The sequence below is a fragment of the Archangium gephyra genome, from assembly GCF_042230915.1.
Taxonomy (GTDB): Bacteria; Myxococcota; Myxococcia; order Myxococcales; family Myxococcaceae; genus Archangium; species Archangium gephyra_B.
The window spans coordinates 8,449,538-8,476,304 of sequence record NZ_CP102578.1 but is presented as its reverse complement, the minus strand read 5'-3'; the positions used below and the strand labels follow the sequence as shown (position 1 = coordinate 8,476,304).

General features: G+C 69.8%; 26 protein-coding genes. 12 read left to right on the top strand and 14 right to left on the bottom strand.

The window, feature by feature from the left end:
- Positions 1–5 precede the first annotated feature (5 nt).
- The 3 genes from NR798_RS33150 to NR798_RS33140 all read right to left on the bottom strand — a co-directional run bounded on the left by NR798_RS33150 (position 6) and on the right by NR798_RS33140 (position 2,969).
- The gene (locus tag NR798_RS33150) at positions 6–866 is read right to left on the bottom strand and encodes an MbnP family copper-binding protein (RefSeq protein ID WP_375766531.1); all 861 of its coding nucleotides are present in this window, start codon (positions 864–866) and stop codon (positions 6–8) included.
- Between the two features lie 168 nt (positions 867–1,034).
- Positions 1,035–1,961: a pirin family protein gene (locus tag NR798_RS33145; RefSeq protein WP_375766530.1), complete on the bottom strand. Its 927-nt coding sequence runs from the start codon at positions 1,959–1,961 to the stop codon at positions 1,035–1,037.
- 108 nt (positions 1,962–2,069) lie between these two features.
- Positions 2,070–2,969 (bottom strand): LysR substrate-binding domain-containing protein, encoded by a 900-nt coding sequence (locus tag NR798_RS33140; protein ID WP_375766529.1) that lies wholly within the window; start codon positions 2,967–2,969, stop codon positions 2,070–2,072.
- Between the two features lie 139 nt (positions 2,970–3,108).
- On the opposite strand from NR798_RS33140, the gene NR798_RS33135 reads away from it, so the two are divergent.
- A complete protein-coding gene (locus NR798_RS33135) occupies positions 3,109–3,660 on the top strand; it encodes a YceI family protein (RefSeq protein WP_375766528.1) in 552 nt (183 codons plus the stop codon).
- A gap of 101 nt (positions 3,661–3,761) precedes the next feature.
- Here the strand turns inward: NR798_RS33135 and NR798_RS33130 are convergent, their stop codons facing one another.
- Complete coding sequence (locus NR798_RS33130) at positions 3,762–4,676, bottom strand: LysR substrate-binding domain-containing protein (protein WP_375766527.1); 915 nt, start codon at positions 4,674–4,676, stop codon at positions 3,762–3,764.
- Between the two features lie 134 nt (positions 4,677–4,810).
- On the opposite strand from NR798_RS33130, the gene NR798_RS33125 reads away from it, so the two are divergent.
- The 5 genes from NR798_RS33125 (at position 4,811) to NR798_RS33105 (ending at position 10,346) form a co-directional block, all read left to right on the top strand.
- On the top strand, positions 4,811–5,749 hold the full coding sequence (locus NR798_RS33125) for a DMT family transporter (protein WP_375766526.1): 939 nt from the start codon (positions 4,811–4,813) through the stop codon (positions 5,747–5,749).
- A gap of 49 nt (positions 5,750–5,798) precedes the next feature.
- Entirely contained in the window at positions 5,799–6,263 is a 465-nt protein-coding gene (locus NR798_RS33120) for a GNAT family N-acetyltransferase (RefSeq protein WP_375766525.1), read from the top strand.
- Between the two features lie 204 nt (positions 6,264–6,467).
- Complete coding sequence (locus tag NR798_RS33115; RefSeq protein ID WP_375766524.1) at positions 6,468–8,480, top strand: FHA domain-containing protein; 2,013 nt, start codon at positions 6,468–6,470, stop codon at positions 8,478–8,480.
- Positions 8,481–8,523: 43 nt separating this feature from the next.
- A complete protein-coding gene (locus NR798_RS33110) occupies positions 8,524–9,855 on the top strand; it encodes a cyclic nucleotide-binding domain-containing protein (RefSeq protein ID WP_375766523.1) in 1,332 nt (443 codons plus the stop codon).
- Positions 9,852–10,346 (top strand): hypothetical protein, encoded by a 495-nt coding sequence (locus NR798_RS33105; RefSeq protein ID WP_375766522.1) that lies wholly within the window; start codon positions 9,852–9,854, stop codon positions 10,344–10,346. Before NR798_RS33110 ends, NR798_RS33105 begins: the two co-directional genes overlap by 4 nt.
- A 108-nt stretch (positions 10,347–10,454) precedes the next feature.
- On the opposite strand, the gene NR798_RS33100 is transcribed toward NR798_RS33105, so the two are convergent.
- A complete protein-coding gene (locus NR798_RS33100) occupies positions 10,455–12,050 on the bottom strand; it encodes a tetratricopeptide repeat protein (protein ID WP_375766521.1) in 1,596 nt (531 codons plus the stop codon).
- Between the two features lie 145 nt (positions 12,051–12,195).
- Between NR798_RS33100 and NR798_RS33095 the strand changes: the two genes are divergently transcribed.
- Positions 12,196–13,167, top strand: coding sequence for a homoserine kinase (locus NR798_RS33095; RefSeq protein ID WP_375766520.1), 972 nt, complete (start codon positions 12,196–12,198; stop codon positions 13,165–13,167).
- A 39-nt stretch (positions 13,168–13,206) separates the two neighbouring features.
- Here NR798_RS33095 and NR798_RS33090 read toward each other — a convergent pair whose 3' ends face one another.
- Positions 13,207–13,674, bottom strand: coding sequence for a YybH family protein (locus NR798_RS33090; RefSeq protein WP_375766519.1), 468 nt, complete (start codon positions 13,672–13,674; stop codon positions 13,207–13,209).
- Positions 13,675–13,765: 91 nt separating this feature from the next.
- On the bottom strand, positions 13,766–16,126 hold the full coding sequence (locus NR798_RS33085; protein ID WP_375766518.1) for a hypothetical protein: 2,361 nt from the start codon (positions 16,124–16,126) through the stop codon (positions 13,766–13,768).
- Between the two features lie 25 nt (positions 16,127–16,151).
- Between NR798_RS33085 and NR798_RS33080 the strand changes: the two genes are divergently transcribed.
- Genes NR798_RS33080 through NR798_RS33070 form a run of 3 tightly spaced genes read left to right on the top strand, consistent with a single transcriptional unit; the run spans position 16,152 to position 17,514 of the window.
- The gene (locus NR798_RS33080) at positions 16,152–16,544 is read left to right on the top strand and encodes a TIGR02266 family protein (RefSeq protein WP_375773862.1); all 393 of its coding nucleotides are present in this window, start codon (positions 16,152–16,154) and stop codon (positions 16,542–16,544) included.
- Entirely contained in the window at positions 16,541–17,086 is a 546-nt protein-coding gene (locus NR798_RS33075) for a DUF192 domain-containing protein (RefSeq protein ID WP_375766517.1), read from the top strand. The genes NR798_RS33080 and NR798_RS33075 overlap by 4 nt, the downstream gene beginning before the upstream one ends.
- A 26-nt stretch (positions 17,087–17,112) precedes the next feature.
- The gene (locus NR798_RS33070) at positions 17,113–17,514 is read left to right on the top strand and encodes a low molecular weight phosphatase family protein (RefSeq protein WP_375766516.1); all 402 of its coding nucleotides are present in this window, start codon (positions 17,113–17,115) and stop codon (positions 17,512–17,514) included.
- A 5-nt stretch (positions 17,515–17,519) separates the two neighbouring features.
- On the opposite strand, the gene NR798_RS33065 is transcribed toward NR798_RS33070, so the two are convergent.
- Together NR798_RS33065 and NR798_RS33060 are read right to left on the bottom strand one after the other, a co-directional pair.
- On the bottom strand, positions 17,520–19,496 hold the full coding sequence (locus NR798_RS33065; protein ID WP_375766515.1) for an ATP-binding protein: 1,977 nt from the start codon (positions 19,494–19,496) through the stop codon (positions 17,520–17,522).
- A 13-nt stretch (positions 19,497–19,509) separates the two neighbouring features.
- The gene (locus NR798_RS33060) at positions 19,510–20,325 is read right to left on the bottom strand and encodes an alpha/beta fold hydrolase (RefSeq protein ID WP_375766514.1); all 816 of its coding nucleotides are present in this window, start codon (positions 20,323–20,325) and stop codon (positions 19,510–19,512) included.
- 303 nt (positions 20,326–20,628) lie between these two features.
- On the opposite strand from NR798_RS33060, the gene NR798_RS33055 reads away from it, so the two are divergent.
- Positions 20,629–21,780 carry a zinc-dependent alcohol dehydrogenase gene (locus NR798_RS33055; protein ID WP_375766513.1) on the top strand — a complete coding sequence of 384 codons (1,152 nt, stop codon included), beginning with the start codon at positions 20,629–20,631 and terminating at the stop codon, positions 21,778–21,780.
- Positions 21,781–21,793: 13 nt separating this feature from the next.
- The gene (locus NR798_RS33050; RefSeq protein ID WP_375766512.1) at positions 21,794–22,240 is read left to right on the top strand and encodes a hypothetical protein; all 447 of its coding nucleotides are present in this window, start codon (positions 21,794–21,796) and stop codon (positions 22,238–22,240) included.
- A 51-nt stretch (positions 22,241–22,291) separates the two neighbouring features.
- On the opposite strand, the gene ybaK is transcribed toward NR798_RS33050, so the two are convergent.
- The 5 genes from ybaK to cglC all read right to left on the bottom strand — a co-directional run bounded on the left by ybaK (position 22,292) and on the right by cglC (position 26,498).
- Positions 22,292–22,780, bottom strand: coding sequence for a Cys-tRNA(Pro) deacylase (ybaK, locus tag NR798_RS33045; RefSeq protein WP_375766511.1), 489 nt, complete (start codon positions 22,778–22,780; stop codon positions 22,292–22,294).
- A gap of 4 nt (positions 22,781–22,784) precedes the next feature.
- Positions 22,785–23,930, bottom strand: coding sequence for a 5-(carboxyamino)imidazole ribonucleotide synthase (gene purK, locus NR798_RS33040; RefSeq protein WP_375766510.1), 1,146 nt, complete (start codon positions 23,928–23,930; stop codon positions 22,785–22,787).
- Positions 23,927–24,388 carry a 5-(carboxyamino)imidazole ribonucleotide mutase gene (gene purE / locus NR798_RS33035; RefSeq protein ID WP_375773861.1) on the bottom strand — a complete coding sequence of 154 codons (462 nt, stop codon included), beginning with the start codon at positions 24,386–24,388 and terminating at the stop codon, positions 23,927–23,929. Before purE ends, purK begins: the two co-directional genes overlap by 4 nt.
- A 163-nt stretch (positions 24,389–24,551) precedes the next feature.
- A complete protein-coding gene (locus tag NR798_RS33030) occupies positions 24,552–25,952 on the bottom strand; it encodes a VWA domain-containing protein (protein ID WP_375766509.1) in 1,401 nt (466 codons plus the stop codon).
- A gap of 69 nt (positions 25,953–26,021) precedes the next feature.
- The gene (cglC, locus tag NR798_RS33025) at positions 26,022–26,498 is read right to left on the bottom strand and encodes an adventurous gliding motility lipoprotein CglC (RefSeq protein ID WP_375766508.1); all 477 of its coding nucleotides are present in this window, start codon (positions 26,496–26,498) and stop codon (positions 26,022–26,024) included.
- Positions 26,499–26,767 lie beyond the last annotated feature (269 nt).

Here is a 26,767-nt window from a genome sequence, read left to right as displayed (position 1 = left end):
GTGGCTCAGCGGACGCGGATGAACGAGGCGGGGACGGCCTGGGGGGCGCCCTCCGCCGTCAGCCCCACCTGGGAGAAGAGCGCGGCGCACTCGGGGTCGGAGAGGCTCGACATGCAGCCAGCGATGGTGTCCGTCTTGTAGTCCACGAGGTGGTCGAGGTCGGAGTCCGCATAGAGGGCCGCGAGGTCCAGCACCACCTGGTTGTCCTCGGGGTTGAAGCCGCTCAGGGATACCGTCGACTGGTTGGTGGCGGCGCAGGTGTAGCCCTCGGCCGTGCTGCCGGTGCAACCGGACGCGCCCAGGTGGAAGAACCAGGTGGCGTTCCTCGTGGTGTGCACCTCCAGGCGCACGAACTTGTAGCCTCCCTTCCAGCTCCACCACATGCCCGGCGCGTTGAGCGGGGCCGGAGCGGTGGCGCCGTCCAGGTGGTTCATCTCCTCGGGCAGGCCCACCTTGAACTCGAGGCCGGTGTAGTCATTGAAGTCCGGTGCGCGGCCCACCACCTCCAGGCGCGTCTCGGGGCTGCCGGTGTCGCAGGTGCCGGTGCCGTCCTCGAAGTCGAGCAGCGCGATGGCATCCCGCTGCCACGTGCCGTCCTGGTCCAGTTTCAGCGGATGCTTCTCCCCGTTGGCGCGCACGAGCGTGACGTCCCGCACGTACATCTTGAATTCGAGCAGCTCGATGGTGGTGCCCGTCTTGCCGATGTCAGGGTAGCTGGCATCGCAGCGCAGGGATTGCGCGCCCACCTGGGGGCTGAACCGCACGGAGAACTTCTTCTCGGAGGAGCCATCTCCTCCACACGCCTGGAGGAAGGGGAGCACGGACAGCAGGAGCAGAGCCGGGAGGGGCCTCTTCAGGACCTTCATCTTCCACCTCGGAATGTGCTGGGCGCGGCCAGCGGAGCAGGTGACGCCAGCCATAGCAGGGGCGGATCCGCTCACTCGTGCGGCATTGTGTCGCAGCGCGGATGCTCCGTTGGCTGCCGGGCGAGAGGTGAGGGCCCGGAGATGTTCACCTTCTCAAGACCCGAGAGTCTACGGGTAGCGCACGGGCGCGGGCTCCTCGGGCAGCGGGATGAACTCCGTCTCCTGCGGCACTGCCGCGAAGCGGCCTGCCTTCCAGTCCGCCTTCGCCTCTTCCAGCCGCTCCTTCGAGCTCGAGACGAAGTTCCAGAAGATGTAGCGCGGACCGTCCATCGGCTCGCCCCCCATGAGCATCATTCGCGCCTGCGTGGACGCTCGCAGGGAGATCTCGCTTCCCGGACGGAACACGAGCAGCTCGCCCGCGCTGAACTCCGTACCATCGAGCTCCACCGTTCCCTCCGCGAGGTAGATCGCGCGCTCCTCGTGCTCGGCCGGGATCACGAGCCCCGCGCCTTCCTCCAGCGCCGCGTCCGCGTAGAACATGTCCGAGTGCGTTTGCACCGGGGAGCGCTTCCCGTAGAGCGCTCCCGCGATGAGGCGCATCCGTACGCCCTCGCCCTCGAGGAAGGGCAGCGTGCCGGACTCATGGTGGATGAACGCGGGCCCGGTCTCCTCGTGCTGCTTCGGCAGCGCCACCCAGGCCTGCATGCCGAAGAGCTTCCCACCCGCCGCCCGGACCTCGGGGCCCGTGCGCTCGGAGTGCACGATGCCTCGTCCCGCCGTCATCCAGTTCACCTCGCCGGGCCGGATGGGCTGCACCGTCCCGAGGCTGTCCCGGTGGAGGATCTCCCCGTCGAAGAGATAGGTGACCGTGGCCAGGCCGATGTGCGGATGCGGCCGCACGTCCAGCCCGTGGCCCGAGTGGAACACCGCCGGCCCCATCTGATCGAGGAAGATGAAGGGCCCCACCATCCGGCGCCGCGCCGACGGCAGCGCCCGCCGCACCTTGAAGCCGTCGCCGAGATCCCGCGTGCCCGTGACGATCAGCGTCTCCAACTCGGGGTGCTGCCTCGTCTCAACCGGTTCATCCCAGCTCATGTGTTGCTCCTTCCGTCAGCTCGCGTGGAGGGAATCATGGGGCCATCCGCTGTTCCGCGTCAGCCGCCCATGATGGGAAATACTGTTCCATCGGTGGAATAGAGGGCCCTACGGTGACTCCGTCCCCGAGCGATGCGAGGGCCAGCGCTCGCGCAGGAAGTCCACGAAGGCCATCACCTTGGGCGAGTGGTGCCGGCTGCCTGGGTAGACGGCGTGCACCGGAGCGCCCGACGAGCTCCAGTCCGGCAGGATGCGGCGCAGGCTCCCGGAGGTAAGGTCCGTGGTGGAGGGGAGGGTGGGCAGGAGCGCGATGCCAGCGCCCGCCAGCGCCACCGCGCGCAACATGTCCGGCTCGTTCACGACGAGGCGCGGGCGCACCGAGACCTGGACCGACCTGCTCCCGGAATGCAGCGTCCAGACATTCCCCTCCAGCCCCGCGCCGAAGACGAGGCAGTCGTGCCGCTCGAGCTCCTTGGGGTTCCGGGGCGCTCCCCGCTCCGCGAGGTAGCCCGGCGCCGCCACGACGGCGCGCTCGATGTCCCCGAGCCGCCGGGCGATGAGCGAGGAGTCCGCCAGCCGTCCCGCGCGCACCGCCACGTCGAACCCCTCCTCCACCAGGTCCACCGAGCGGTCCGTGCACACCAGCTCGAGCTGCACCTCGGGGTAGCGCTTCAGGAACTCCGCGACGATCGGTCCCAGGAAGCTGAAGGTGAGCGGGGCCGTCACGCGCAGCACCCCGTGCGGCGCGGCCTGCATGCGCGTGACGGCCAGCTCGGCCTGCTCCGCCTCCGCCACGATGCGGGCGCAGTGCTCGTAGTAGGCCTGCCCCACGTCCGTGAGCCGCAGCTTGCGTGTCGTGCGCTGCAAGAGCTGCGCGCCCACCCGCTCCTCGAGCTCGGACACCTTCCGGCTCACGGTGGACTTGGGCATCCGCAGCCCGCGCGCCGCCGCCGTGAAGCTGCCGGCCTGCACCACCTTGGCGAAGACGAGGAGCTCGTTCAGGTCCATGTCGGTTCCAGGTCCTTCGTTTGTTCCATGGGTGGAACAGTTCTTCCAGTCCGCCCCATCTAATCAGGGCCCCTGCCCGCCGTTACCTTTCTTCTACAGCGTCAATCAACGCAACACCTCACCGAGAAGGAACTCGAACATGGCCAACACCACCTGGAACATCGACCTGACCCACTCCGGCATCCACTTCACCGTCCGCCACATGGTGATCTCCAAGGTGCGCGGAAGCTTCCGGAAGTTCAGCGGCACGGTGTCGCTCGACGAGCAGGATCCCTCCGCCTCGTCCGTCTCCGTCCGCATCGAGGCGCCGAGCATCGACACCGGCGTTCAGCAGCGCGATGACCACCTCCGCTCGCCGGACTTCTTCGACGTGGAGAAGTTCCCCGCCATCACCTTCCAGAGCACGAAGGTGGAGCCGTCCCCGGGCAACGGCCTGCGCGTGACCGGCAACCTGACCATCCGCGACATCACCCGCGAGGTCGTGCTCGAGGCCGAGCAGCTCGGCATTGGCAAGGACCCCTGGGGCAACATCAAGGCCGCCTTCGAGGCGAAGACCTCCATCGACCGGAGGGACTTCGGCCTGAAGTGGAACCAGGCGCTCGAGACCGGCGGCGTGCTCGTCGGCGAGAAGATCGAGATCTCCCTCGAGGTCCAGGCGGTCAAGGCGCAGGGCGCCGAGAAGGCGGCGTGAGCCCAGGTCTATCGAGGTGAAGCTCGCGTTCCATGGCGAGCTGTCCCAGCAGGACAAGCAGCGGCTCTACGACGCGGTCGCCCACTGCCCCATCCACCAGCTCATGACCTCGGCGACGATCGAGGTCGTGACGGAACCCCTCGAGGAGGGCGGACCCGGTCGAGCATGAAGTCGATCAGGGTCCGCAGCCGGGCCGGGAGATGCCGCTGCTCGGGGTAGACGAGGAAGAACTCCAGCTCTCCGGCGGACCAGTCTGGAAGGAGCTGGACAAGGCGCCCGGCGGCGACCTCTTCCGCTCCGGAGTAGGACGGCACCTGGATGGCCCCGACACCGGCGACGGCGGCCTGGACCAGGAGCGTGCCGCTGTTGCTCTGGACCCGTCCCTCGGGATGGAGGGTCAGCCGTTCGCCGGCGCGGTCGAACACCCAGCGGCGGCCGTGCAGCCCGAGGCAGGTTTTCGGGTCGAGGTCTCGCGGGTGGGCGGGAGGCACGGCGTACAGCGCGGGTGCGGCGAGCGTCAGCAGCGGGAAGCCGGCCAGGCGCCGCGACACCAGCGACGAGGAAGGCAACGGTCCGACGCGCACCACCAGGTCGAAGTCCTCCTCGACGAGCCGCACGATGCGGCTCGTCATCTCCAGCTCCAGCGAGATGCCAGGGTGGAGGGCGGCGAACTCGCCGAGCAGGGGCGCCAGGACCGTTTCGGCGTAGTGGCCGCCCATGCTCACCCGGATACGCCCTCGAAGCTGCCGGGCGCTCCGGGCCGCGTCGCGCGCCTCCTCCAGGGCTCCCAGGATGTCCCGGCAGCTCCGGTGGAAGGCGCGGCCCTGCTCCGTCAGCGCGCTCGAGCGCGTGCTGCGCTTGAGGAGCTGGACCCCGAGGTCTCTCTCCAGCGCGGCGACCCGCCGGCTCACGTGCGCCACCGACACGCCCAGCTGGCGGGCGGCGGCCGAGAAGCTCCCCGCCTCGGCCGCGGCCACGAACTCGATGATTCCACGCAGGTTTCCCAGCTTTTCCATGCGGTAAAGGAGCTTTCCCGAGGGAGGTCTGCCCTTGACCCACGCTACCGGTTAGCTCATGGGAGATCACCCCATCGGTGCCTCGCCATGTTCCTCCTCTCACTCCACCCCCCTTCCCAGATGGAGGCGCCCCGATGAGCACCCGCCGCGGGACCGACGCCTTCAGCTTCCAGGTGATGCTTCTGCTGTGCGCCCTGTGGGGCCTTCAGCAGGTGGCCATCAAGCTGGCGGCCCGGGACATGGCTCCCGTTCTCCAGGCTTCGCTGCGCTCGGGCCTCGCGGCACTGCTCGTGGGCCTCCTGATGACGTGGCGCGGTGGCTGGGAGGGCCTGCGCCAGGGCACCCTCCGCGGAGGGCTGCTCGCCGGCGTCCTCTTCGCCGCCGAGTTCCTCCTCATCGCGCTGAGCCTCGGCTACACCAGCGCGGGGCACGTGGCGGTGTTCCTCTACACCTCGCCCGTCTTCTCCGCGCTGGGCCTGCACCTGCTGCTGCCCAGCGAGCGGCTGCGGCCCTTCCAGTGGCTGGGCATCGCGGTGTGCTTCGCGGGCATCGCGGTGGCGTTCATCGGCGGCACGTCCGCCGGGCAACTGGACATGCGCATGCTGCTGGGGGACGCGCTCGCCGTGGGGGCGGGGCTGGCCTGGGGCCTCACCACCGTGGCCGTGCGTGCCTCGCGGCTCTCCGAGGCGCCGCCCGCCCTCACGCTCTTCTACCAGCTGGCCGTGGCCTTCGTGCTGCTGCTCGGCGTGTCGCTCGTCACGGGGAAGATGGGCCAGGTCACCCTGACGCCCATCGCGGTGGGCAGCGTGCTGTTCCAGGGGGTCGTGGTGTCCTTCGCGAGCTACCTCGCCTGGTTCTGGCTGCTGCGCCGCTACCTCGCGTCGAACCTGGCCGTGTTCTCCTTCATGACGCCGCTGTTCGGCGTCACGATGGGGGTGCTCATCCTCGACGAGCCCCTCACGGTGAACTTCGTCCTGGGTGCGCTGCTGGTGCTCGCGGGCATCGGGCTGGTGAGCGGAGAGGCCTGGCTGCGCCGCCTGCTCATGCGGGCCCCGAGCGCGGGGTCTCGGTAGGAGAGCGAGCGGAGGCGGCCCAACCCGCGCACCCGGCTATGCTGGCTGCGTGCTCCCCATCGTTCATGCCGCCACGCCCTGGCAGATAGCGCAGGCACGTGCCCTCATCCTGGAGTACCAGAAGGCGCTGGGCATCGACCTCGGCTTCCAGGATTTCGAGCAGGAGATGGCCGGCTTCCCAGGCGCGTACGCTCCACCGGGCGGCCGCCTGTTGCTCGCCCTGGACGGGTCCGACGCCGCGGGCTGCGTGGGAGTTCGCGAGTTGGAGTCGGGCACGTGCGAGATGAAGCGGCTCTACATTCGCCCCGCCTATCGCAGCCATGGCTTGGGCAGGAGGCTCGTCGAGGCCGCCGTGGAGCAAGCGCGAGCCGCAGGCTACTCCGCCATGTGCCTCGACACGCTGCCCCAGATGGGTGCTGCCATCCGGCTGTATGAGGCTTTCGGATTCGAGCGGACCGAGCCGTACTACGCCAATCCCATCTCCGGGGCCCTGTTCTTCAAACTGCGGCTGTAGATGCTTCAGGCCTGGGAACGGGGGTCACTTGTAGTCGACTACAAGCGTGTCCACATTGACCTACATGTGGGTGCCTCTTCACTTGTAGTCGACTACGAGTGAGGGGCCTCCAGGGGGGTGGAAGCGGCCTGCCCGCGCCCGGAAAGGCCTTGTTGTTCAGCGGGGTTGGGCGGTTGGGACGGGCGCTCTAAGATGCCGGGCCGCATGGCCCCCCCGAATCGCCGCTCCTCCCGCAAGTCCGACGAGCCGCAGCAGGCTCCGCAGGACAGTACCCGCATCAAGTCCGCCAGCGCGGTGCGCCGCAATGCTCCCCGAGAGGAGGAGGAGTACGGCGCCGCCGAGGACGAGTCGTACCCGCCCGACGAGGACACGGGCGATCAGGGGGGCTACGACGACGAGGGCACCCCGACGCCCGGCGTGGAGGAGGACGACAACCCGGACGCCACGCGCGCCGGCCCGCCCCTGACGCTGGAGATCCTCGAGGGGCCGGACCAGGGCCGCAAGAAGCGCTTCCGCAGCGTCCGCATGGTCATCGGCCGGGGCCAGGACTGCGACCTCATGCTCCTGGATCAGTCCGTGTCGCGCCGCCACGTGGAGCTGGTGTACGGCGGCGAGAGCGGCGTGATGCTGCGCGACCTCGTCAGCGGCAACGGCACCCGCGTCAATGACGAGCGCGTGGACGAGTGCAAGCTCAAGCACAACGACGTCATCGCCATCGGCCGTACCCGGCTGCGCCTCATCGACGAGCAGGAGGCCGTCCGGCAGATGCGCCTCGCGGCCGAGGAGGCCGAGCGCAAGGAGAAGGAAGAGGCCGAGCGCCAGGCGAAGGAGGAGGAGGAGGCCGCCAAGAAGGCCGCCGAGGCCGCCGCCGCGGGCTCCGGGGACGCCGCCGCCAGCCCCGAGGGCGGGGGAGATCCCGAGGCCGAGAAGGACAAGAAGACGCAGATCCGCGCCATCAAGGACATCCCGCGCCGCGGCAGCCCGCCCCCGCGCACCAACCTGGGGCTCCTGGCCGCGGCCGCGCTGGTGCTGCTGATCGCCCTCATCGGCGGTGGCGTGCTCTTCATCAAGCGGGGCCCGCCGCCCCCGCCGCCGCCCAATCCCAAGGAGGCGCTGGCCAAGGGCCTGATGCAGGAGGCTCGCACCGCCTTCCGCAACGCGGACTACGCGCAGGCGGTGAAGCTGGCCGAGGAGGCCGAGACCGTCTTCCCCGAGCTGCCCACCGACGGCTTCCTGCAGACGGCGCGCGCGGAGCTGGCCATCGTGGAGACCTTCGCGCAGGTGCGCCAGCTGGCCGGCGAGAGCAAGTTCGACGAGGCGCGCGAGCTGCTGTCCAAGACGCCGCACGGCACCGTGAAGACGGAGGAGCTGCGCGAGAAGCTCGACGCCGAGCTGGCCACGGCGGAGGTCGCCTGGCGGGTGAAGCAGGTGGAGATGGCGCTGGATGCCCTGGACGTGGAGGGGGCCCGCGCCCTCATCCGCCAGCTCCCCCTCGAGCGCCAGCCGCTCTTCCTGAGCAAGCTCGAGGAGCTGGAGATGCAGCTCGCCCAGGAGGAACGGGACGCCGCCGCCCAGGACCGCGCCTCGCGGGCCGCCGCCGCCCGCCGCGCCAAGGAGCAGCGCGAGGCCTTCATCACCGCCGCCTTCTCCCCGGTGGAGCAGCGCTTCAACGCGGGCGACTACTCGCGCGCGGCGCTCGAGTGCGACCGCGTCATCGACGCGCACTCGGATGACAAGGAGATCCGCGACCGGGCGAAGCTGCTCAAGAAACTCGTGCCCCAGTTCGCCCGCGTCTATCAGGACGCCCAGCGCAAGGTGCAGGCCAATGCCCTGGAGTCCGCGGCCCGCCCGCTGCGCTCGGCGGCCGAGCTGTACCGGCAGATCGGCTTCAAGGGCCCCGTCGGCGACACCCTCAACGGCCAGCTCGCGGCCTCCGCCGTCGTCGCGGGCAAGGCGGCCCTGGCGCGCAACGACCTGGCCAACGCCAACGGCTTCTTCAACGACGCCCTGCGCCTGAGCCCGGAGGACTCCAAGGCCCAGGCGGGCCTGGCGTCCGTCCAGGCCCGGTTGAACGACCTGTACAAGCAGGCCTACCTCATCCGCGACCGGGAGCCCGAGGAGGCGACGGAGAAGTTCCGGCTGGTCATCCAGCTCGCCGCCGAGGGCAGCGAGCTGAAGACCAAGGCGGAGGCACAACTCCTCGCGCTCGATCCGTAGCGAGTGGGGTAGGGTCGGTACCCATGGTTCGTGGAGGAGAGGGATGAACGAGTCATCGTTGCGGGAACTGGGGCTGGACCTGCTGGAGGATCGCCAGTTCGAGCGGGCGCTCGCGGTGTTCGCGGAGGCGGTGCGTCGGCTCCCGGCGGATCATCGCTCGCGCATGCTGGCGGCGCGGTGCCTGTTGGAGCTGGGAGAGCGCGAGCGGGCCATCACCGTCTACCACGCCTGCGCCGAGGGCCTGCTGCGGCGCGACTACCTGCTGTCCGCCATGGCCGCCTGCAAGCTGGGGTTGGAACTGGCGCCCCAGGAGCGGCGGCTGCGGGACACGCTGGTGCGGCTGCACGCGCGCGCGGCGCGCAACGTGGCCGGACGCGCCTCGGTGCCCCCGCCGCTGCCGCCCGAGACGCTCTATGACGGCAAGGTGGACACGGACCTGATGGGCCTGTCCGGCGAGGAGCTGAGCGACCGGGCCATCGAGGTGCTCGCCGCGCCGGATCCGGGTGGCTCGGCCAACCCGAACGACCGGCCGCCCCTGCCGCTCTTCGCGGACATGGAGCGTGACGCCTTCATCGATCTGGTGGTCCGCATGGGCTACCGCTCCATCAAGCCCGAGGAGGTGGTGAGCCGCGAGGGCGAGGCCACGGACCGGCTGCACGTCATCGTCGCCGGCAAGGCCGAGGTGACGCGGCAGGCCGAGGGCGAGGAGCGGACGCTGGGCTTCCTCGGAGGCGGCTCCATCTTTGGAGAGCTGTCGCTGCTCACGGGCGCGGCCACCACGGCCACCGTCACCGCGGTGTCGGACATCGAGGTGTTCGAGATCCGCCGCGAGCACCTCAACGCGGTGGCCAAGAGCTTCCCTTCGATGCCGCAGGTGCTGGCCACCTTCGCGCAGAAGCGCATGGAGCGGAACCTGACGGCCACCTCGCCGCTGTTCCAGCCCATGCCCGAGTCCGAGCGCGCCGCGCTCCTGCAGCGCTTCACCTTCCGCGCCCTGCAGCCCGGGGAGAAGGTGCTGGTGGAGGGCGAGCACTCGCCGGGCCTCTTCCTGGTGCTCGCGGGGGAGCTGGTGGTGCAGAAGGAGGACCCGGCCGGTGGCACGGTGCGCCTGGGCGTGCTGCGCGAGGGCGAGGTGGCGGGGGAGATCTCCCTGCTCACCGGCCTGCGTGCGACGGCCACGGTGGTGTCGACGCGCAAGACGGCGACGTCCTTCCTCGAGCGCTCGGCCTTCCACGAGCTGGTGAAGACGTATCCGCACATCAAGAAGTACCTGGAGCAACTCTCGGATCGCCGGCTGAAGCAGATTGGCGAGGCGTTGCGGCCCGCGGAGATCATCGACGCGGACGAGCTGCTGACGGAGAGCGGCGGCGCATGATGACGTTGTCGAGAGGGCAGGTGCTGGGGGTGGTGGTGGCGCTGCTGGCCGCCGGCGCGGTGCTGTTCTTCTGGCCCCGGGAGGAGCCCGGGGTGAAGGAGGCCATCAAACGCAAGGTGGTGCAGATGACCGACGCCGCCGAGCGCAAGGACATGGCCGAGCTGATGGACGGCGTGGCCGAGAACTTCCAGACGGGCGAGGGGTGGGACAAGCAGCAGGTGAAGGGCGTGCTGCTGGGTCAGGTGCTCCGGGGCAACTGGGTCCGCATCTTCGTGAAGGACCTGAACGTCACCGAGGTGAATCCCCGCCGTGGCGACGTGCAGATGAAGATCATCTTCGGCCGCTCGCAGACGGATCAGCTCGAGACCCTGGCGCAGGAGAGCGTGATGAGCGCCTACCTGATCGAGGGCACCTTCGAGAAGCAGGACGATGGCGAGTGGCGCATCGTGCAGGCGAAGCACCGCAGCCTGAGCCCCACCGAGCTCTTCTGACCGGCGAATCCCTCCCTCTCCTACCGGGAGAGGAGCCCCCCGCCGTTCAAAGGGGGGGCAAGCCCCCCGGGGTGAGGGTGCCACGGGCCCCTGGTCGAGCCCGTGCCCCTACTGCAGCAGCGCGTCCGCCTCGCTCTTCCACGCCTTGGCCATGGCGGGCTGGCCCTCCGTGGCCAGTCGCTTCTCCACCTCCGTGGCCCTGGCCTTCAGCGCCTCGACGGGCGTCCCGTTGAGCTGCGCGCGGCTCAGCGCGAAGAAGTAGTGCTGGCAGCCCTTGGCGAACTCGCCCTGGGCGAAAAGCAGCTCTCCCATGGCCTCGTAGGCCTCGGGCATGGCGCCCATGCCGCTCTCGGGGGCCACCTCGGTGAGCAGGGGCCGGGCGGCGTCGTAGTCCTTGCGAGCCAGCAGCAGCACGGCCTTGGCGTACTGCGCGCGCGCCATGCCCACGCCCTTCACCGCGAGCGCCCGGTCATACGCCGCCATCGCGTCCTCCGCGCGCGCCAGCGCCTCCATCACCTGGCCCCGCGCCAGCCAGTACCGATCATCCCGCTCCAGGGCGCCCACCGTCTTGCCCTCGGGCGCTGGCACCTGCACGTCGCGGAAGACGTTCTCGTACGCATCCAGCAGCGACAGGGCGCCCTCGCCATCCCCCGCCTGCTGCAGCGCCTTCGCGCCATCCAGGTAGAGCAGGGTGGCCGTGCGCCGCTTCGCCACCGCCTCCTGGAAGGCCGTGCGCGCGCCCGCGTCCTTCTTCCGCGCCAGCGCCCGCGCGCGGATGAAGAGGGCATGGTGCTCGTCCGGAGACGCCGCGAGGGCCTCCCCGGCCTCCTTCAGCGCCTCGTCCGGGTTGCCGTCCGTCAGCGCCAGCGCGGCCTTCACCACCCGGGCCCGGGCCTTCAGCGCCGGGGAGAGCTCGGCCTCGCGCGCCAGCACGTCCGACACTGTCTTGGTGGCCTCGTCCCGCCCCGTGCCCTGGTACAGCCGGGCCAGCGCCAGCGAGAGGCGCGCGCGCAGGTGCTCCGCGTTGGCGGCCGTGGCCTTCTTCAGCGCCTCGGCGGCCTGGCCGTACATGCCCTCATCCAGCAGGGCCTCGCCGTGGGCCACCGGGTAGCGCGGCTCGCGCCACGCGGCCTCACTGGCCCGCGCGAAGGCCTGCCGCGCATCCGACAGCCGCCCGCGCGCCAGCAGCGCCTGCGCCTCGGCCAGCGCCAGCTTGGGGCTCTTGGCCCCCTGCGTCTTCAAGTCCTCCAGGTACTTCTCCGCCTCCGCCGCCTTGCCCTCGGCCAGCAGCACCATCGCCCGCGTGCCGTAGCGCTCGCCCGAGCGCGAGTCCAACGCCTCGGCGCGCGCCAGCTCCTCGCGGGCCTTCGCCTCGGCCTCCGGCTGGCGGTGCTCCAGCCACAGCCGCATGTTCACGTCCGCCGCCAGCGCCCGGGCGTCCCGTGCGTCCGCGTCCAGTTGGAAGAGGGCGTCCAGCTCCGCCAGCGCCTTGCGCAGGTCCGCCGGGTTGTCGCGCTGCGCCTGCGTCCGCGCCGCCTTCATCCGCGCGTCCACCTGCTGGCGCACCTGTCCCCGGTGCACCACGTACGTCACCACGCCCGCCATCAGCACCGCCACCACGCCTATCTGGGCCAGCGCGCTCGGCAGGCTCTCCCGCCTCCGTCCGTCCCGCTGTCCGCCGGTGCTTCCATTCGTCGGGGCCATGGAGGCTGCCTCCCACACTGAAATTTGAATGGTTTCAGACGTTTGTGAATGAGACGATGGGGTCGCCCGTAGATAGGCACGGCACCCCGGAGCGTCAACGCGGGGCGCTCAACCGGGGCGGCGCGTGTGCCGCGGGGAGGACATCATGGCGCTCTACACCAACATCGACGCGGCGGCCTTCCAGCGGCTGGCGGACGCTTACGGGCTGGGGACGGTCCGCGAGTTCACCGGCATCCCCCAGGGGTCCATCAACTCCAACTACCGGCTGGTGACGGCCTCGGGCCGCTTCTTCGTGCGGCACACCACCGTGCGCTCGGCCGAGGTGCTGCGCTTCGAGGCGGAGCTGCTCTCGCTGCTCAACGAGTCCCACTGCCCCGCGCCGCGGCTCGTCTCCACGCGCGAGGGCGCCCCCTTCCTGGAGATGGAGGGCGGCCGGGTGAGTGTCTTCGCGTGGCTGGCGGGCGAGGAGCTCACCCGCGCGCAGCTCACCCCGGAGCACCTGGAGTCGCTGGGCCTGGAGCTGGGCAAGCTGCACCGCGTCACCCTGTCCTTCAGCGGCTCGCGCCCCAACCCCTACGGCCCGGAGGTGGTGGGCGGCTGGCTGGAGGAGCTGGGGCGCCACCCGGACGCGGAGCTGTCCGCCATCGCCGGGGAGCTGCGGGGCTACCTGGAGCGGGCCGAGGCGGAGCGCGGAGGCCTGGAGCCGCGCGGCATCATCCACGCGGACCTCTTCATGGACAACGTGAAGTGGCTGGGGGACCGGGTGAGCGCCTTCTTCGACTTCGAGATGGCGTGCCGGGACTTCTACGCGCTGGACGTGGCCATCACCCTCAACGCGTGGTGCTTCGACAACGGGGCCTACCGGCCGGAGCTGTGCCGGGCGCTGCTGCGCGGCTACCAGGTGGAGCGCTCGCTGGTGCCGGTGGAGCGCGAGAGCCTCTTCGGCCACGCGCTCTTCGGCGCGGTGCGTTACACCGCCAGCCGCATCCGTGATTTCCACCTGTCCGGGCTGCCGCCTGACAAATTGTCACCCAAGGACTTCCGCACCTACCTCGCCCGGGCGCGGGCTCTCTCCCACATGGGGCCCGAGGGGCTGCGCGCGCTCGCCGGAGTGTGAGCGCGCGCCGCGGGGCTCGAGGCTCACCGCCTCACCGGCTCAGAAGCCGGTGACGATGCGCCACGTCCCGTCCTCCTTCTGGAGGACCATCTGCTCCAGCTCCGAGTCGCGCTGGGGCTTGTCCAGCAGCGACGGCGCCCGCCACGTGGCGTTCCAGTAGTAGATGACGGTGGCCACGCCGTTCTGCTTCACGTCCACCTTGCGCACGTCGATGTCCACCTTGGGCGCTTCCACCCGCGAGAAGAGGGTGGGCAGCGCCTGGGGCAGGTTGTCGTAGGTGAGATCGTCCTCGGGGTCATCCGTGCCGGCGTTGTCGCGGAAGGACTTGGAGACGAGCCCCTGGAGGGCCTTGGCATCACGCGCCTCGAGGGCGGCACGGTAGCGCTCCATCACGTTGATGATGGCGCGGGTGTCTTCGGTGTCGGGGATCTGCGTGCCCGGAATGTTGCGGGGGGTGCAAGCCGCGAACACCAGCAGGGCACAGACGAGCAGCGGACGGACGTTCATGGTGTTGGAGTCTCCGTGAGGGGCAACCGCGCACGGGAAGGTGCATTCCCCGTGCCGGGGGTGGGGGATTGGACCCGGGTGGCTGGCGCGTCTATCGGAAAGCGTCGCGGGGCACCAGGGGGCCGCCGAAGTGGCGGTCCTCGAAGTCACAGCGCTCGGCCCACTCGGAGGTGGTGGCACGGAAGGCGGGGCCGTAGTCGGGCAGGGCGCCCACCTCGTGGCGCACCGTGCCGCAGTCCCCGGCCAGGTAGGCGGCTTGCACGCGCAGGCGCAGGGCCTCGCGGCGCAGGGCCTCGGGCAGCTCGCCCTCCAGGGCCCGGGAGAGGTGGGGAAGGGCCTCGGTGGGGGCTTCCACCTGGAGCAGGCGCCGGCCGAGCAGGTAGTGGAGGTACGGATCCTGGGGGGTGCGCTCCAGGGCGCTGGCGAGCCGCAGCAGGCGCAGCTCCTCCTGCGTCTCCTGGAAGTAGGCGTTGATGGGGGCGGCGCGGGCCTCGGACTCGAGCGCGGCGAGCTTCACCTGGGCGGTGCGCGTCACCTCCGGGCTGGGGGCGAGCGCGAGCACCTGCTGCAGGAAGGCGCGCGCCTGCTCCGTGTTGCCCCGCCGGGACGCGTTGTCCGCCTGGGCCAGGGCCACCTCGGCCTCCAGCGAGGGCTGGCCCTTCACCTGCCCGGCGAGCGCGGTGAGCACCTGGGCGGCCTCCTCCGGGCGCTCCAGCCTGTCGAGCGCGGCGGCCTGGCCCAGTTGGAAGGCGTGCTCCTGGGGCTGGAGGCGGGCGGCGCGCTGGTAGAGCTCGAGGGCCTGCTGCGGCTCGCTGGCGAGGAAGTCGCGGGCCTCCTCCTGGAGGAGGGCCACCTCGCGGGCGCAGGCGCGGGAGAAGAGGCTGCCGGAGCGGAAGCGCTGGAAGGCGCGGCTCACCGTGGCCTCGTCCAGGGGCAGCGAGTCCAGGAACGTCTCCCATTCGGTGGCGAGCGCGTCCAGGGGGCGGCCGTAGGCGGCCTCGAAGTCGGCGTGGGCGTAGAGGGCGCGCAGCTTGTCCGGGCCGTAGGTGTCGGCGAGGTGGCGCAGGAAGGAGCCCACCAGGGTGTACGCGCGGGCGGGGGCGGACTGGTAGAAGCCCTCGGGGCCCACCAGCTTGCGGATGTCCGGAGCCAGCTTCTGCCGGCGCATGCCCGCGGCCCACTGGTGCAGGGTGAGGTCTCCCTGGACGGGGTTGTCCGCGCCCACCGCCATGCCCTCGATGACGCCCATGAGGGGCCAGATGCCCAGCCGGGTGGTGACGCGGAAGGGCGCGCTGCCGGCGGGGGCCGCCATGACGTGCGCCAGCTCGTGCTTGAGGACGGAGTGGGGGAAGTCGCGGCCGTTGATGTGCAGCTCCAGGCGCCAGGGCTTGGCGAACTGGGTGCGGCCGGCGCCCACCAGGGCCTGCTTCTCCTCGTCCGTGCGGTAGAGCCACACGCGGATGCGGCCCTCGGGGGCGGCGCCGAGGAAGCGCGCGAGCTGCTCGTGGCGGAACTCGATGTCCCGCGCATAGCGCTCCACCTTCTCGCGGGGCAGGCCGCGCGGGTAGATGAGCTGGAAGTGCTTCGTGTCGCGCACCCCGCCGAGCCGCGCCATGAGGGCCTCGTCCGTCATCCGCAGGCCCAGGTCCGTGCCATGCGCCTCGAGGAGGATGACGGGGACGAGCACCAGGCCGAGCAGGACGAGGGCGCCGGCGCGGAGGCGGGGGCGGCGCAGGCGGGCCTCGGGGACGTCCAGGCAGAGGACGGTGAGGGCGAGGAAGGCCAGGGCGAGCAGCAGTGTCTCCAGCCGGAACCAGAGGAGGGCGGAGGAGATGGCGAGCGCCTCGTCATAGAGGGGGCCCGGCATGTGCCCGAGGAAGTGGTTGAAGGCGTAGACCTGGGGCCCGAAGACGAGGGGCCAGGCGGTGGGCAGCGCCGAGAGGAGGATGAGCCCCAGGTAGAGGAGGACGGCGCGGCCCCAGCGGCGGGTGGCGAAGCCGCAGAAGACGCCCGCGACGGCGGACAGCCCCGCCGAGGGGACGGTGAGCAGGGGGTAGAAGCCCACCAGGGAGAAGGGGTCGCACCGGGTGCCGACCAGGGCGTACAGGGTGGCCGCGAGGAACGGGGGCACCAGCACGGCCAGGTTGAGGAGCAGGGCGGGGCCCAGCGCCCTCCAGACCATGCTGCCCGGGGTGTCCGGACGGGGGGGCTCCGGGGCCTGCCCGGGCGCCTGTCCGGCGAGCAGGCGGCGCTCCTGGTGCACCGCGGCGATGCCCACCCCTCCCCCGAGCAGCCCGACGGCGATGGAGAGGGTGAGGCCCAGCTCGAAGCCGGGCACCCCGAAGAGGGGGAGGAAGACGAGGGCCGAGCCGCCAGCCGCCAGGGCCCCGGCGAGCACCAGCACCGGGGGGCGCCGGAGGAGCTCAGTGGCACGGAAGAGGACTTGCCGCATGGCCTTCTCCTATACTCCCCCCAGCATGGCCGAACAGAAGACAGGCGCTGAAATCCGCCAACACACTCGTGCTCCCATCGAGCTGAAGGTGGACTACAAGAAGCTCAACTCGTTCTTCGCGGACTACACGAAGAACATCTCGAAGGGTGGCACCTTCATCAAGACGAAGAAGCCGCTGCCCATCGGGACGCGCTTCCTCTTCAAGCTCACCGTGCCCCAGCGCGAGGCGCCCTTCGAGCTGCTCGGCGAGGTCGTCTGGTCCAAGGGCGACGCCGAGGAGCCCGGCATGGGCATCCGCTTCATCTACAACGACGACCGCCAGCGCGGCGAGTTCGAAGGGGTGGTGGAGCGGCTGATGGCGGACAGCCTCGGGACGCAGCTCACGGAGAAGCTGCTCAACAAGCAGCTCCAGGGGTGAGCCGGCGCTGGCCGTACGGGTTGTGGGCCGTGCTGGTGTTGACGGCCTGGCAGGCTCCCGAGGCCAGGGACAAGTCATCCCCGCCAGCGGGTAGGGGCCGGAAGGTGATGGACGTGGATGCGAAGGACTACGTGGGACCCGCGCTGCCGAGGGCGCAGGTGCTGCTCGAGGACACCTCGGGTGGCGTGCACCGGGTGGACGTGGAGGTGGCCGCCACGCCGGAGGCGCGCACGCGCGGGCTGATGTGGCGCCAGGAGCTGCCCGCCGGGCAGGGGATGCTCTTCGTCTTCCCCGAGGACGAGGTGCAGAGCTTCTGGATGCGCAACACGCTCATCCCGCTGGACATGCTCTTCATCGACTCGGCGGGGAAGATCGTCGGCATCGTGGAGAACGCCCAGCCGCGCACGCTCACCTCGCGCTCGGTGGGACTGCCCGGACGCTACGTGCTGGAGGTGCCCGGCGGTTGGTCGCGGGCCCAGGGCCTCGCGCGTGGCGGCACCGTGCGCTTCCAGGGCTTGGAGGGCATTCGGGTCGTGCCCTGACGGGGCCGCGTGGCCCAGGAGAGAGCATGAAGACGGTCATCTTCGCCTGTGTCCACAACGCCGGCCGCTCGCAGATGGCGGCGGCCTTCTTCAACGCGCTGGCCGATCCCCAGAAGGCCCGGGGCGTGTCCGCTGGCACGCAGCCCGGCGAGCGCGTGCACCCCGAGGTCCAGGCCGCCATGTCGGAGCTTGGCATCGACCTGTCGGGTGCGAAGCCCCAGCGGCTCACGGACGAGCTGGCCCAGGGAGCGCAGTGGCTCATCACCATGGGCTGCGGCGAGGCCTGTCCGCACGTGCCCGGGCTGAAGCGCGACGACTGGCCGCTGGAGGATCCCAAGGGCAAGCCGGTGGAGCGCGTACGCCAGATTCGCGACGAGGTGCGCGCGCGCGTGTCGGCCTTCCTGGCCCGCGAAGGCTGGCTCGGGTAGGAGTCTCAGAAGTCCTGGTTCGCGATGCCGGCCAGGGCCTCGATGAGCGTCTCCATCTCCCAATCGACCGCGGACGTGACGGCCTGCACACGTGCGGGGGCTCGCTTGTCGCTGGCGAGCAGGCCCTTGGCGCGGCGAAGGGTTGCCGCGAGCGCCGCGGCGTCGAGCATCCGGATCGTCCCCGCGAGTTCCTGGCAGAGGTGCTCGAGCTTGTCGGGAGCGCCCGCCGCGAGCGCGGACCGGAGCGCCGGCCTGGCCTGCTCGAGCTCATGGAGCGTGAGGCGGGCCAGCGCCGCGAGTACCTGCGGATCGCCCGCCGCTCGTTGCTCCAGCCTGGCCAGGCTGAAGTCGAGCGCCGGGGCCGTGGAGCTCGCGAGAGGCTCGAGCGGCTCGCGGGCCGGCTCCTGCGCTGGGCGCTCTGGCGGCTCGGGCAGCTCGCGTGACGTATGCAGCGCCATCATGCGAAACAGCACGTCCGTGTCGAAGGGTTTGCCGATGAAGTCGGTGAAGCCGGCTGTCCTGACGCGGCCCTGCTGCGAGAGCTGGGCGGATGCCGAGATGGCGATGATCGGGAGCTGGTGAAGCCGCTCGTCCGGCAGTTGCCGGATGGTCCGCGCGGCCTCGTAGCCGTTGAGCTCCGGCATGTGCAGATCCATGAGCACGAGGTCATAGCCGCCCTTGCGAACCTGCTCCACGGCCAGCCGCCCGTTCTGGACCGTGTCGAAGGCAATCCCCCAACGCTCGAACCAGTGGGTGAGCACATAGGTGTTGACCTCGCTGTCCTCGGCGAGGAGCACACGCAGCCCTCGCAGGGCCTGCTCGGGGAGCGTGCTCCTGGGACGCTCGGTGGGGACGTTCTCCCCGCTCTTCAAGCGCAGCTCGAAGGAGAAGCAGGAGCCTTTTCCCACCTCGCTCTCGACGGACATCTTGCTGCCATGCAGCTCGAGCAGCTTGCGGCTGATGGCGAGGCCAAGGCCCGTGCCTCCGTACCTCATCCCAATGTCGTAGCTCGCTTGGGTGTACTCCTCGAAGATGGCGGCCACCCGATCCGGAGCGATGCCTATCCCGGTGTCACTCACCCGGAATTCCACACTGCACTCGCCGGCGTGCTGTGCGCGGACGGCCACCGTGAGGGTGACCGAGCCCCGCTCCGTGAACGTGAGCGCGTTGCCCGTGAGGTTCGTGAGGATCTGACCGAGCTTGACCGGGTCGCCCACCAGACTGGCCGGCAGCCGTTCATCGAGCTCGGCGCGGAGCAGGAGCTTCTTCTCCTCGGCGCGGGCCGCCATGCCGTTCACGACGCCCCTGAGCAGCTCGCGCGGATCGAACGGACGCTGTTCCAGCGAGAGCTTGCCCGCCTCGATCTTGCTCCAATCGAGGATGTCGTTGACCAGGTCGAGCAGGCTGCCCGAAGACGTCACGAGGATTCGAAGGTACTTCTCCTGCTTCTCGGAGAGCGCTGTCATCCCCAGCAGCCGGGTGGCGGCGGTGAGGGCGTTGAGGGGATTGCGGATCTCATGGCTGATCGTCGCCAGGAGGGTGGCCTTGCTCTGGGCCAACTGCTCGGCCTTCCTGCGCTCCAGCAGCAGCTCGCGCTCATAGCGCTTGCGCTCCGTCGCGTTGAAGAGGGTCGTCCGGTGATAGAGGGGAGTGCCGTCAGCATCCTTCTTCTGCACGGAGTTGAGCAGGATGGGGATCGTCCGGCGGTCGGCACACACCAGCTCGAGCGAGAGCTCCCGGACGAAGCCCTGCATCTGCAGGAGCGGTGCGTAGTGCGTCTCGTGGTAGATGCGGCCGGCCATCGTGAGCAGTTCGTAGAACCGCTTGCGGCCGAGCAGTTCCTCGCGCTGATAGCCGGTCCAGGACAGGAAGGTCTGGTTGACCTTGATGATCAGGCCATCGGGACGCGTCGAGATGTAGCCACACGGAGCATGTTCGTAGAGCTCCTCCGCGGACTCCTCGAGCAGTTCCTCAGGGAGCACCGTGCGCTTCTCGCTACCCTGTGACACGGGTCACCTGGGCACCCAGAAAGGCCTTCATCGCGGCGATGGTCTCCGCGGGGGCGCTCAGGTTCGGGCAGTGCCCGGTCGCCTCCATGAGCACCAGTTCGCTACCCGCCAGGTGGCGGTGCACGTATTCCCCCACCGCCTGCCCCGCGATGGGGTCGTTCGAGCATTGGAGCACCAGGGAGGGCGTTCTGGCCTTTGGCAGGTCCGACCGGTTGTCGGAGAGGAAGGTGACGCGTGCGAAGTGCTTCGCGATCTCGGGATGCGTGCGGCAGAAGCTGTTGGTGAGCTCCGCTCCGAGCTCGGGATGGTCTGGATTGCCCATGATCACGGGGGCCATCGTGCTGGACCAGCCAAGATAGTTGTCGTCGAGCGACTCCAGCATCTGCTCGATGTCCATGCGTGAGAAGCCACCGGCATACTCGCCATCGTCGATGTAGCAGGGCGACGGTCCGACGAGCACGAGCTTGGCGAATCGCTCCGGCTCCTGGATCGCCGCCAGGACTCCGATCATCGCACTCACGGAGTGACCGACGAAGATCACCTGCTCCAGGTGGAGCTCGCGGCAGATCTCCAGGACATCGTCGGCGTAACCCTGCAGCGTTCCGTATTTCGTCCGGTCGTACGCGGAAAGCTCCGAGCCGCCGGCACCCACGTGATCGAACAGGACGGTGCGGTAGTCGCTCGCGAAGGCGGGCGTGACGAAGCGCCACATGTTCTGATCGCAACCGAAACCGTGCGCGAAGAGCAGGGGCTGAGCGTCCTTGCCCATCACCTTGACGTTGTTCCTGGCGAGGACACCCATGAGCCGCTCCGTCGCTGAGGTGAGGTGCACAGCAGCGCGCCAGGATGGCATGCCGTCCGTTCATTCACGAAGAAGAACTCACGGCAGGGTAACGGCTCGACAGCGCATGACTGCCAGCATGGGAAGTTTCCACAGTAGGAAGGTGCTGCGCGCCGGTAGTTCCTCACCCATCTGGGAGGAGCCAGGCTGACTGGTCTGCGTCCGAGGGGAGCGAGCGCTGCTCGAAAGGTACCGGTTGGTTGCCCGCTGGGGGCTCGAAGGACTGGCGGTGTCACGTGCCGTGAAGGTGCACAACGTCGCGATATGCGAGCTCTTACCTACGACGGCCCCTATCGAGTCTCCGTACGCAACAAGCCCGAGCCCAAAATCCTGCATCCCCAGGACGGCATCGTCCGTGTGACGAGCGCGGCGATCTGCGGCTCCGACCTCCATCTGCTCCACGGGCTCGTCCCGGACACCCGCATCGGGTTCACGTTCGGCCACGAGTTCACGGGCATCGTGGAGGAGGTCGGCCCGGGAGCCCAGGGGGTCAAGAAGGGTGACCGGGTGATGCTGCCGTTCCAGATCTTCTGTGGCGGCTGTTACTTCTGTACCCGGGGCCTAACCTCGTGCTGCGAGAACACCAACCCGGCCACCGACGCGGGGACGGGTATCTACGGCTACTCGCACACCATGGGCGGCTATGACGGCGGCCAGGCCGAGTACGTCCGTGTGCCCTTCATTGGGGTGGACGCCGAGAAGATTCCCGACGAGGTCGAGGACCTCGACGCCCTGCCCATCACGGACGCGTACACCACCGGCTACCAGGGCGCGGAGATGTGCAACCTCAAGGGAGGCGAGACGGTCCTGGTGCTCGGGTGCGGCCCGGTGGGCCTGTTCGCGATGTGGTCGGCCTGGGCGATGGGCGCTGGCCGGGTCATCGCCGTCGACCACGTCGATTACCGCCTGGAGTTCGCCCGGAACTGGTTGGGTGTCGAGACGCTCAACTTCAAGGACGTCGACCTCGTCACCACGGTGAAGGGGATGACGGAAGGCCGCGGCGCGGATGCCACCATCGAGGCGGTGGGCTGCGAGGCGGCGGGCGGGCCGATGCATCGCGCGCTGGGCGTCTACATGAAGCTGGAGGCGGGTTCTCCGCAGGCGATCAACTTCGCCATCCACGCGACGCGCAAGGGCGGAATCATTTCCCTCATCGGCGCCTATGGCCCTCCGTCGAACGGCGTGGACATCGGCACCTTCATGAACAAGGCGCAGACGATGCGCACCGGCCAGGCCAGCGTGAAGCGCTACATGCCGCACCTGCTGGAGCACGTTCGGGCCGGGCGGATCAAGCCGAGCACGGTCTTCACCCACCGGTTGCCGCTCGAGCAGGCGTCGCACGGCTACCACACGTTCGCCCAGAAGCGTGACGGCTGCATCAAGGTCGCGCTCTTCCCCAACGGAACCATTCACTAGGACGGAGACCCTCATGGAATCCACGCCAGAGCTATCGACCCCGGAGATCATCCAGAAGCGCTCCGGTTACCAATCCATGCAGCCCGTGAAGAGGCCGGAGTACTGGGGGGTCGACCTCGATCCCTCGCGCCGGCCGGGTGTCCCGATGGAGCGCGATCCCCAGCCGTGGCCGAACACGCGCTTCCCGCCGGAACGCCAGCCGGGTGTGCCAGCGGCGCCGATGCACGGCCGCCCCAACAAGGAGCTGCCCCCGGTTTTCGGCACCTCCACCCCGCTGAAGGGGGTCTCCGGGGCGGTCCGCAAGCTCGCCTACAGCTATCCGGACCACTACCCGAGCCACTGGCTCCTGATGATGCTCGGGGACCGGGTCGACTCCTGGGGCACTCGCGCCCGCCGCGCATTGCCAGTGCTGTTGCCGTTCGCGGTGCTGGGCTACCTCGGCGCCCGCGGACGCCGCTGAGCCACTCCACGCCCACTCCCTCTCCCTCTGGGAGAGGGTTGGGGTGAGGGTCTACCCGTGAGTCGGGGTCTTCTCGCGAGAGATGGGCCCGACCTTGCCCTGGGTGACGCGCAGGTAGTCCGCGGGCGCGAGCACGATCTGCGTGCCCCGCACGCCCGCGGACACGGCGACGGTGTCGAAGAGCTCGAGCGTCTCGTCGACGAAGACGGGGTACTCCTTCTTGCCGCCAATGGCCGTGACGCCGCCGCGGATGTAGCCCGTGAGCGGCTGCAACTCCTTGAGCGGCACGGTGTCCACCTTCCGGTCGCCGCTCAGCCGCGCGAGTGCCTTGAGATCCAGCTCGCCGTTGCCCGGGACCACGGCCATGAGGACGCCGGTCCTGTCGCCACGGGCCACGAGCGTCTTGAAGACCTGCTCCGGAGGCATGCCCACCTTGGCGGCCACGGTCTCGGCGGAGAGGTCCTCCGGGTCCACGTCGTAGTCGCGCAGCTCGTAGCGGATGCCGAGCGAGTCCAGCAGCCGTGCCGCGTTCGTCTTCACGGCCTCACGCTCCCAGGGCCTGACGGGCGGCCTTGATGCGGGCGAGCGCCTCCTCGGGGGTGGTGCCCACGGCGGACAGGTGCCCCATCTTCCGGCCCTTGCGTGCCTCGCGCTTGCCATACAGGTGCAGCCGCACGCCCGGCATGGCGAGCACGGACTCGAACTTCGGTCCGCCCTCGTGCAACCACAGGTCACCCAGCAGGTTGACGATGGCCGCGTGCCGTACCACCTCCACCGAGCCCAGCGGCAGGTTGCACACCGCGCGCACCGCCTGCTCGAACTGGCTGGTGAGGCAGGCCACCTCCGTGGCGTGGAAGCTGTTGTGCGGGCGGGGCGCCAGCTCGTTCACCAGCAGCCGGCCGTCCTTCAAGAGGAACATCTCCACCACCAGCAGGCCCTCGACCTCGAGCGCCGTGGCCATGGCGCGGGCAAGCTCCGTCGCCTGGGCGCTCACCTGGGGCGGCACCTGGCCCGGCAGCAGGGACCAGTCGAGAATCCGCTCCTCGTGGTGGTTGTAGGCCGGCGGGTACACGGCCACCTCGCCGTTGGGCGAGCGCGCCACCAGCACGGACAGCTCGGCCTCCAGGTCCAGCGCGGCCTCGACCACCACCGGGCGCTGGCCCAGCTCGCGCCACGCGTCGGGGGCCTCGGTGGCGGACTTCACCTGGTACTGGCCGCGGCCGTCGTAGCCGCCCTCGCAGGCCTTCACGAAGCAGCGCCCGCCCAGCTCGGTGGCCGCGGTGGCCAGGGACTCCTCCAGGTCCGCCTGCTTCCACGGACCCTGGGGGAAGCCGTGCTTCGCCAGCCAGGCGCGCTGCCGCCCGCGGTTCTGCACCACCTCGAGCACGCCGGGGCCCGGCCGCAGGGGCGCGTGCTGGGCCACGGCGCGCAGGGTGGCCATGGGGATCTTCTCGATCTCCAGCGTCACCACGTCGCACGCGCGTGCCAGCCGGGTGGCGTCCGCCGTGTTGCTGAAGTCGGCCGTGTAGCACTGGTCCACCACGAAGCGCGCCGAGCACGCCGGGTCTGGATCCAACGCCTGCACCTGATAGCCGAGCGTGCGCGCGGACAGCGCCATCATCCGGCCCAGCTGCCCACCGCCGAGGATGCCGAGCGTGCCGCCCGGCAGGATGGTCCTCTTGTTGTTCATGAGATCTCCCGGTCCCGGAGCACTTCGTCGGTGCGGGCCTGCCGCCAGGCGGCGAGCCGCGCGCGGAGCTCCGGGTACTTGAGCGACAGGATGGAGGCGGCGTAGAGCGCGGCGTTGATGCCTCCAGGCTTGCCAATGGCCATGGTGCCCACCGGCACGCCCTTGGGCATCTGCACGATGGACATCAACGCGTCGAAGCCGTTGAGCACCGTGGCGGGGATGGGCACGCCGAGCACCGGCAGCAGCGTCTTGCTCGCCACCATGCCCGGCAGGTGGGCCGCGCCTCCGGCCGCCGCGATGATGACCGACAGCCCGCGCCCCTCGGCCGTCTCCGCGTACTGAATCATCCAGTCCGGCGTGCGATGGGCCGAGACCACCCGCACCTCATGCGGGATGCCCAGCTCCTTCAGCACGTCGATGCCGGGGCGCAGGTGCTCCAGGTCGCTCTTGCCGCCCATGATGACGCCCACCCACGGTGTATCCGCGCTCAAGCTCTCGCCTCCGGTGCGCCCTCCTGGTGGTGCCCAGGAGGTGCGGAAAACGCGGAGATAGGGTGGGGCGATTCCGCAGGTCAACCGGAAGCGTACGGGCCGGAGGTGAAATCCGGGGGCAGGGTAGGGCTCAGTAGGTGGAGCCGAGCTTGCCGAAGCTCTTCATGGCCTTGCTCTTCGTGCGCTTGACCGCCGCCCCCACGGACTCGTCGTCGGACGCCTGCTCGTACTCCTGGAGGACGGCCTTCTGCTCCTCCAGGTCCGCCGCCACCGCCGCCGGGCTCGCCACGGCCCCCGCCTGCTCGAAGAGCACCTGGTTCTGCAGCACGTAGCCCTTCGCCTCCTCCTTGCGTCCGTCGCGCAGGGCCTGCGCCGCCATCTTCAGGTTCTTCGCGCTCATCGCCCGCGTCGCGTACACCGTGGCGTCCTTGTCCTGGCGCGCCAGCACCTCCTCGCGCCGCTCCGTCACCATCGCCGACAGGCTCGCCGCGCTCTCCACCCCCGTGCCCTTCATCAGGTCCGCGTACGCCAGCTTCAGCCCCGTGACGTCCACCGCGCTGCCCGCCTTCGTGCCCACCACCGTCAGCCGCGCCACCACCCGCTCCACCTGACCCGAGGAGAAGTCCGGCAGCGGCACCCGCACCGTGCGCCCCTCCTGGTGCGCGCGGTAGCCCAGCACCTCACCCAGCATCACCCCCTCGGGCAGCTGGAAGGTCAGCGCCACGTCGCGCGCCACGCTGGTGGAGGCCTGCTGCAGATCCTTCTGGAAGAGCGAGGCCAACTGCCCCGCGTCCTCCAGGAAGCCGTACGCGCCCGCCCCGTACTCGGCGAAGCCCTGCATCAGATCCTCGTTGAAGTCCGTGCCCACGCCGATGGCGCTCACGGTGATGCCCTCGGCGCGGATGCCCTTGACCACCTCCGTCAGGCTCGCGTCGTCGGTGATGCCCTCGGTGGCCTGGCCATCGCTCAGCAGGATGAGGCGGTTGACGGTGTAGTCACCGCGCAGGGCCGCCACGTGAGAGCGGCCCGTGTGCAGGCCCGCGCCGATGTTGGTGCCACCGTCGTCCCAGATGCCTTCGATGTACTGGAGCATCCGCTCGCGGTTGGCGGGCGTGGCCGGCAGGCTCGGCAGGCTCTTCACGTCCGAGCCGTAGTGCACGATGGCCAGCCGATCCTCCGGGCCCAACAGCCCCACGAGGTGCCGCGCGGCCTGCTTGGCCTGTTGCAGCTTGTAGCCGCTCATGGAGCCCGAGCGGTCGATGACCACCGCCAGGTTCACCGGCGTGCGCTTGGAGCCCGGCACCTCCACGCCGGTGATGTCCACCGTGACGAAGAGATCCGCGCTGCCCGGGGTGATGTAGGGGTGCGACAGCCGGCTCGTCATCGTCAACGAGCCGTTGGTCGCGGTGGAGGGCCGGGGTGGGGGAACCGGGGTGGCGGGGTGCGGCGGCGCCACGTGGGGCAGGCCCAGCACCAGGGCGGTGAGGGCGAGTCCGGCGGCCAGGGAAACGAAGGCGACCGTCTTGTTCATGACAGAGGGCTCCTTGCGGCGAGGGCCCTCTGTCGACGTACGGCGCGCCAAAAAGTTCTGTCGGCTGCCCTATTCGGTCGGGTTGCCCGCGCAGAAGTAGGGCGAATTGTTGTCGCCGAACGTCGCGTGGTACGTCGCCGGGTCGTTCTGGCGCAGGTCGTCCAGCGCCTGCTGATCCAGCAACAGGGCGCGGCAGCTCATGCGGCTCTTCACCGACTCGATCGCCTCCGGGTCCGTGACGGCGCAGGGGTCCACGAGCTCGTCCGGCACGCAGGCGGTGCTGCAGTAGCCGAACACCTGCCCGTTGTCGGCCGTCTCGAGGGGCATGTCCGCGTCCTTCACGCAGACGAGGTCCTCACAATCCAGCGAGCCGAAGGAGATGAAGTCCTGGCCCGAGGACAGGTCAGTCGCCAGGACGGGATCGGATTCCTTGGCGGGGTCCTTGCTCTTCTTCACCAGCAGGCACCGCTTCCCGATATCGGAATTGACCTTGCACCCGCCGCACAGCAGCACGGCGCTCACCAGCAGGGCCAGACGCGAAGACATCGACGTGCACCTCATGAGACTCATGTGGGCGGCCACCGTAACACAGTGCCTCCCCCTGCCAACCGTACCTTGGTCGCACGGATGCTCCCTCTGCGAGAACCCCGGACACTCCCCCTGCAACTGTACCGGGTGGATACACAAAGCGGTGCCAGAACCGTCCCCCGCGCGCATACAGAGGGAGCAGGCGAGCGGAGTTAGGTTGATGGCTTGTGAGCGTGACGGATAGGATGCGCCGTGCCTCAGCCTCCGATTTCGAAGGTGTATCGGTG

Bases quoted from the DNA above. Each gene is read 5' to 3' on its own strand.
- NR798_RS33150 (WP_375766531.1), bottom strand. From the start codon at position 866: ATGAAGGTCCTGAAGAGGCCCCTCCCGGCTCTGCTCCTGCTGTCCGTG.
- NR798_RS33145 (WP_375766530.1), bottom strand. From the start codon at position 1,961: ATGAGCTGGGATGAACCGGTTGAGACGAGGCAGCACCCCGAGTTGGAG.
- NR798_RS33140 (WP_375766529.1), bottom strand. From the start codon at position 2,969: ATGGACCTGAACGAGCTCCTCGTCTTCGCCAAGGTGGTGCAGGCCGGC.
- NR798_RS33135 (WP_375766528.1), top strand. From the start codon at position 3,109: ATGGCCAACACCACCTGGAACATCGACCTGACCCACTCCGGCATCCAC.
- NR798_RS33130 (WP_375766527.1), bottom strand. From the start codon at position 4,676: ATGGAAAAGCTGGGAAACCTGCGTGGAATCATCGAGTTCGTGGCCGCG.
- NR798_RS33125 (WP_375766526.1), top strand. From the start codon at position 4,811: ATGAGCACCCGCCGCGGGACCGACGCCTTCAGCTTCCAGGTGATGCTT.
- NR798_RS33115 (WP_375766524.1), top strand. From the start codon at position 6,468: ATGGCCCCCCCGAATCGCCGCTCCTCCCGCAAGTCCGACGAGCCGCAG.
- NR798_RS33110 (WP_375766523.1), top strand. From the start codon at position 8,524: ATGAACGAGTCATCGTTGCGGGAACTGGGGCTGGACCTGCTGGAGGAT.
- NR798_RS33105 (WP_375766522.1), top strand. From the start codon at position 9,852: ATGATGACGTTGTCGAGAGGGCAGGTGCTGGGGGTGGTGGTGGCGCTG.
- NR798_RS33100 (WP_375766521.1), bottom strand. From the start codon at position 12,050: ATGGCCCCGACGAATGGAAGCACCGGCGGACAGCGGGACGGACGGAGG.
- NR798_RS33095 (WP_375766520.1), top strand. From the start codon at position 12,196: ATGGCGCTCTACACCAACATCGACGCGGCGGCCTTCCAGCGGCTGGCG.
- NR798_RS33090 (WP_375766519.1), bottom strand. From the start codon at position 13,674: ATGAACGTCCGTCCGCTGCTCGTCTGTGCCCTGCTGGTGTTCGCGGCT.
- NR798_RS33085 (WP_375766518.1), bottom strand. From the start codon at position 16,126: ATGCGGCAAGTCCTCTTCCGTGCCACTGAGCTCCTCCGGCGCCCCCCG.
- NR798_RS33080 (WP_375773862.1), top strand. From the start codon at position 16,152: ATGGCCGAACAGAAGACAGGCGCTGAAATCCGCCAACACACTCGTGCT.
- NR798_RS33070 (WP_375766516.1), top strand. From the start codon at position 17,113: ATGAAGACGGTCATCTTCGCCTGTGTCCACAACGCCGGCCGCTCGCAG.
- NR798_RS33060 (WP_375766514.1), bottom strand. From the start codon at position 20,325: ATGGGTGTCCTCGCCAGGAACAACGTCAAGGTGATGGGCAAGGACGCT.
- NR798_RS33055 (WP_375766513.1), top strand. From the start codon at position 20,629: ATGCGAGCTCTTACCTACGACGGCCCCTATCGAGTCTCCGTACGCAAC.
- NR798_RS33050 (WP_375766512.1), top strand. From the start codon at position 21,794: ATGGAATCCACGCCAGAGCTATCGACCCCGGAGATCATCCAGAAGCGC.
- purK (WP_375766510.1), bottom strand. From the start codon at position 23,930: ATGAACAACAAGAGGACCATCCTGCCGGGCGGCACGCTCGGCATCCTC.
- purE (WP_375773861.1), bottom strand. From the start codon at position 24,388: ATGGGCGGCAAGAGCGACCTGGAGCACCTGCGCCCCGGCATCGACGTG.
- NR798_RS33030 (WP_375766509.1), bottom strand. From the start codon at position 25,952: ATGAACAAGACGGTCGCCTTCGTTTCCCTGGCCGCCGGACTCGCCCTC.
- cglC (WP_375766508.1), bottom strand. From the start codon at position 26,498: ATGTCTTCGCGTCTGGCCCTGCTGGTGAGCGCCGTGCTGCTGTGCGGC.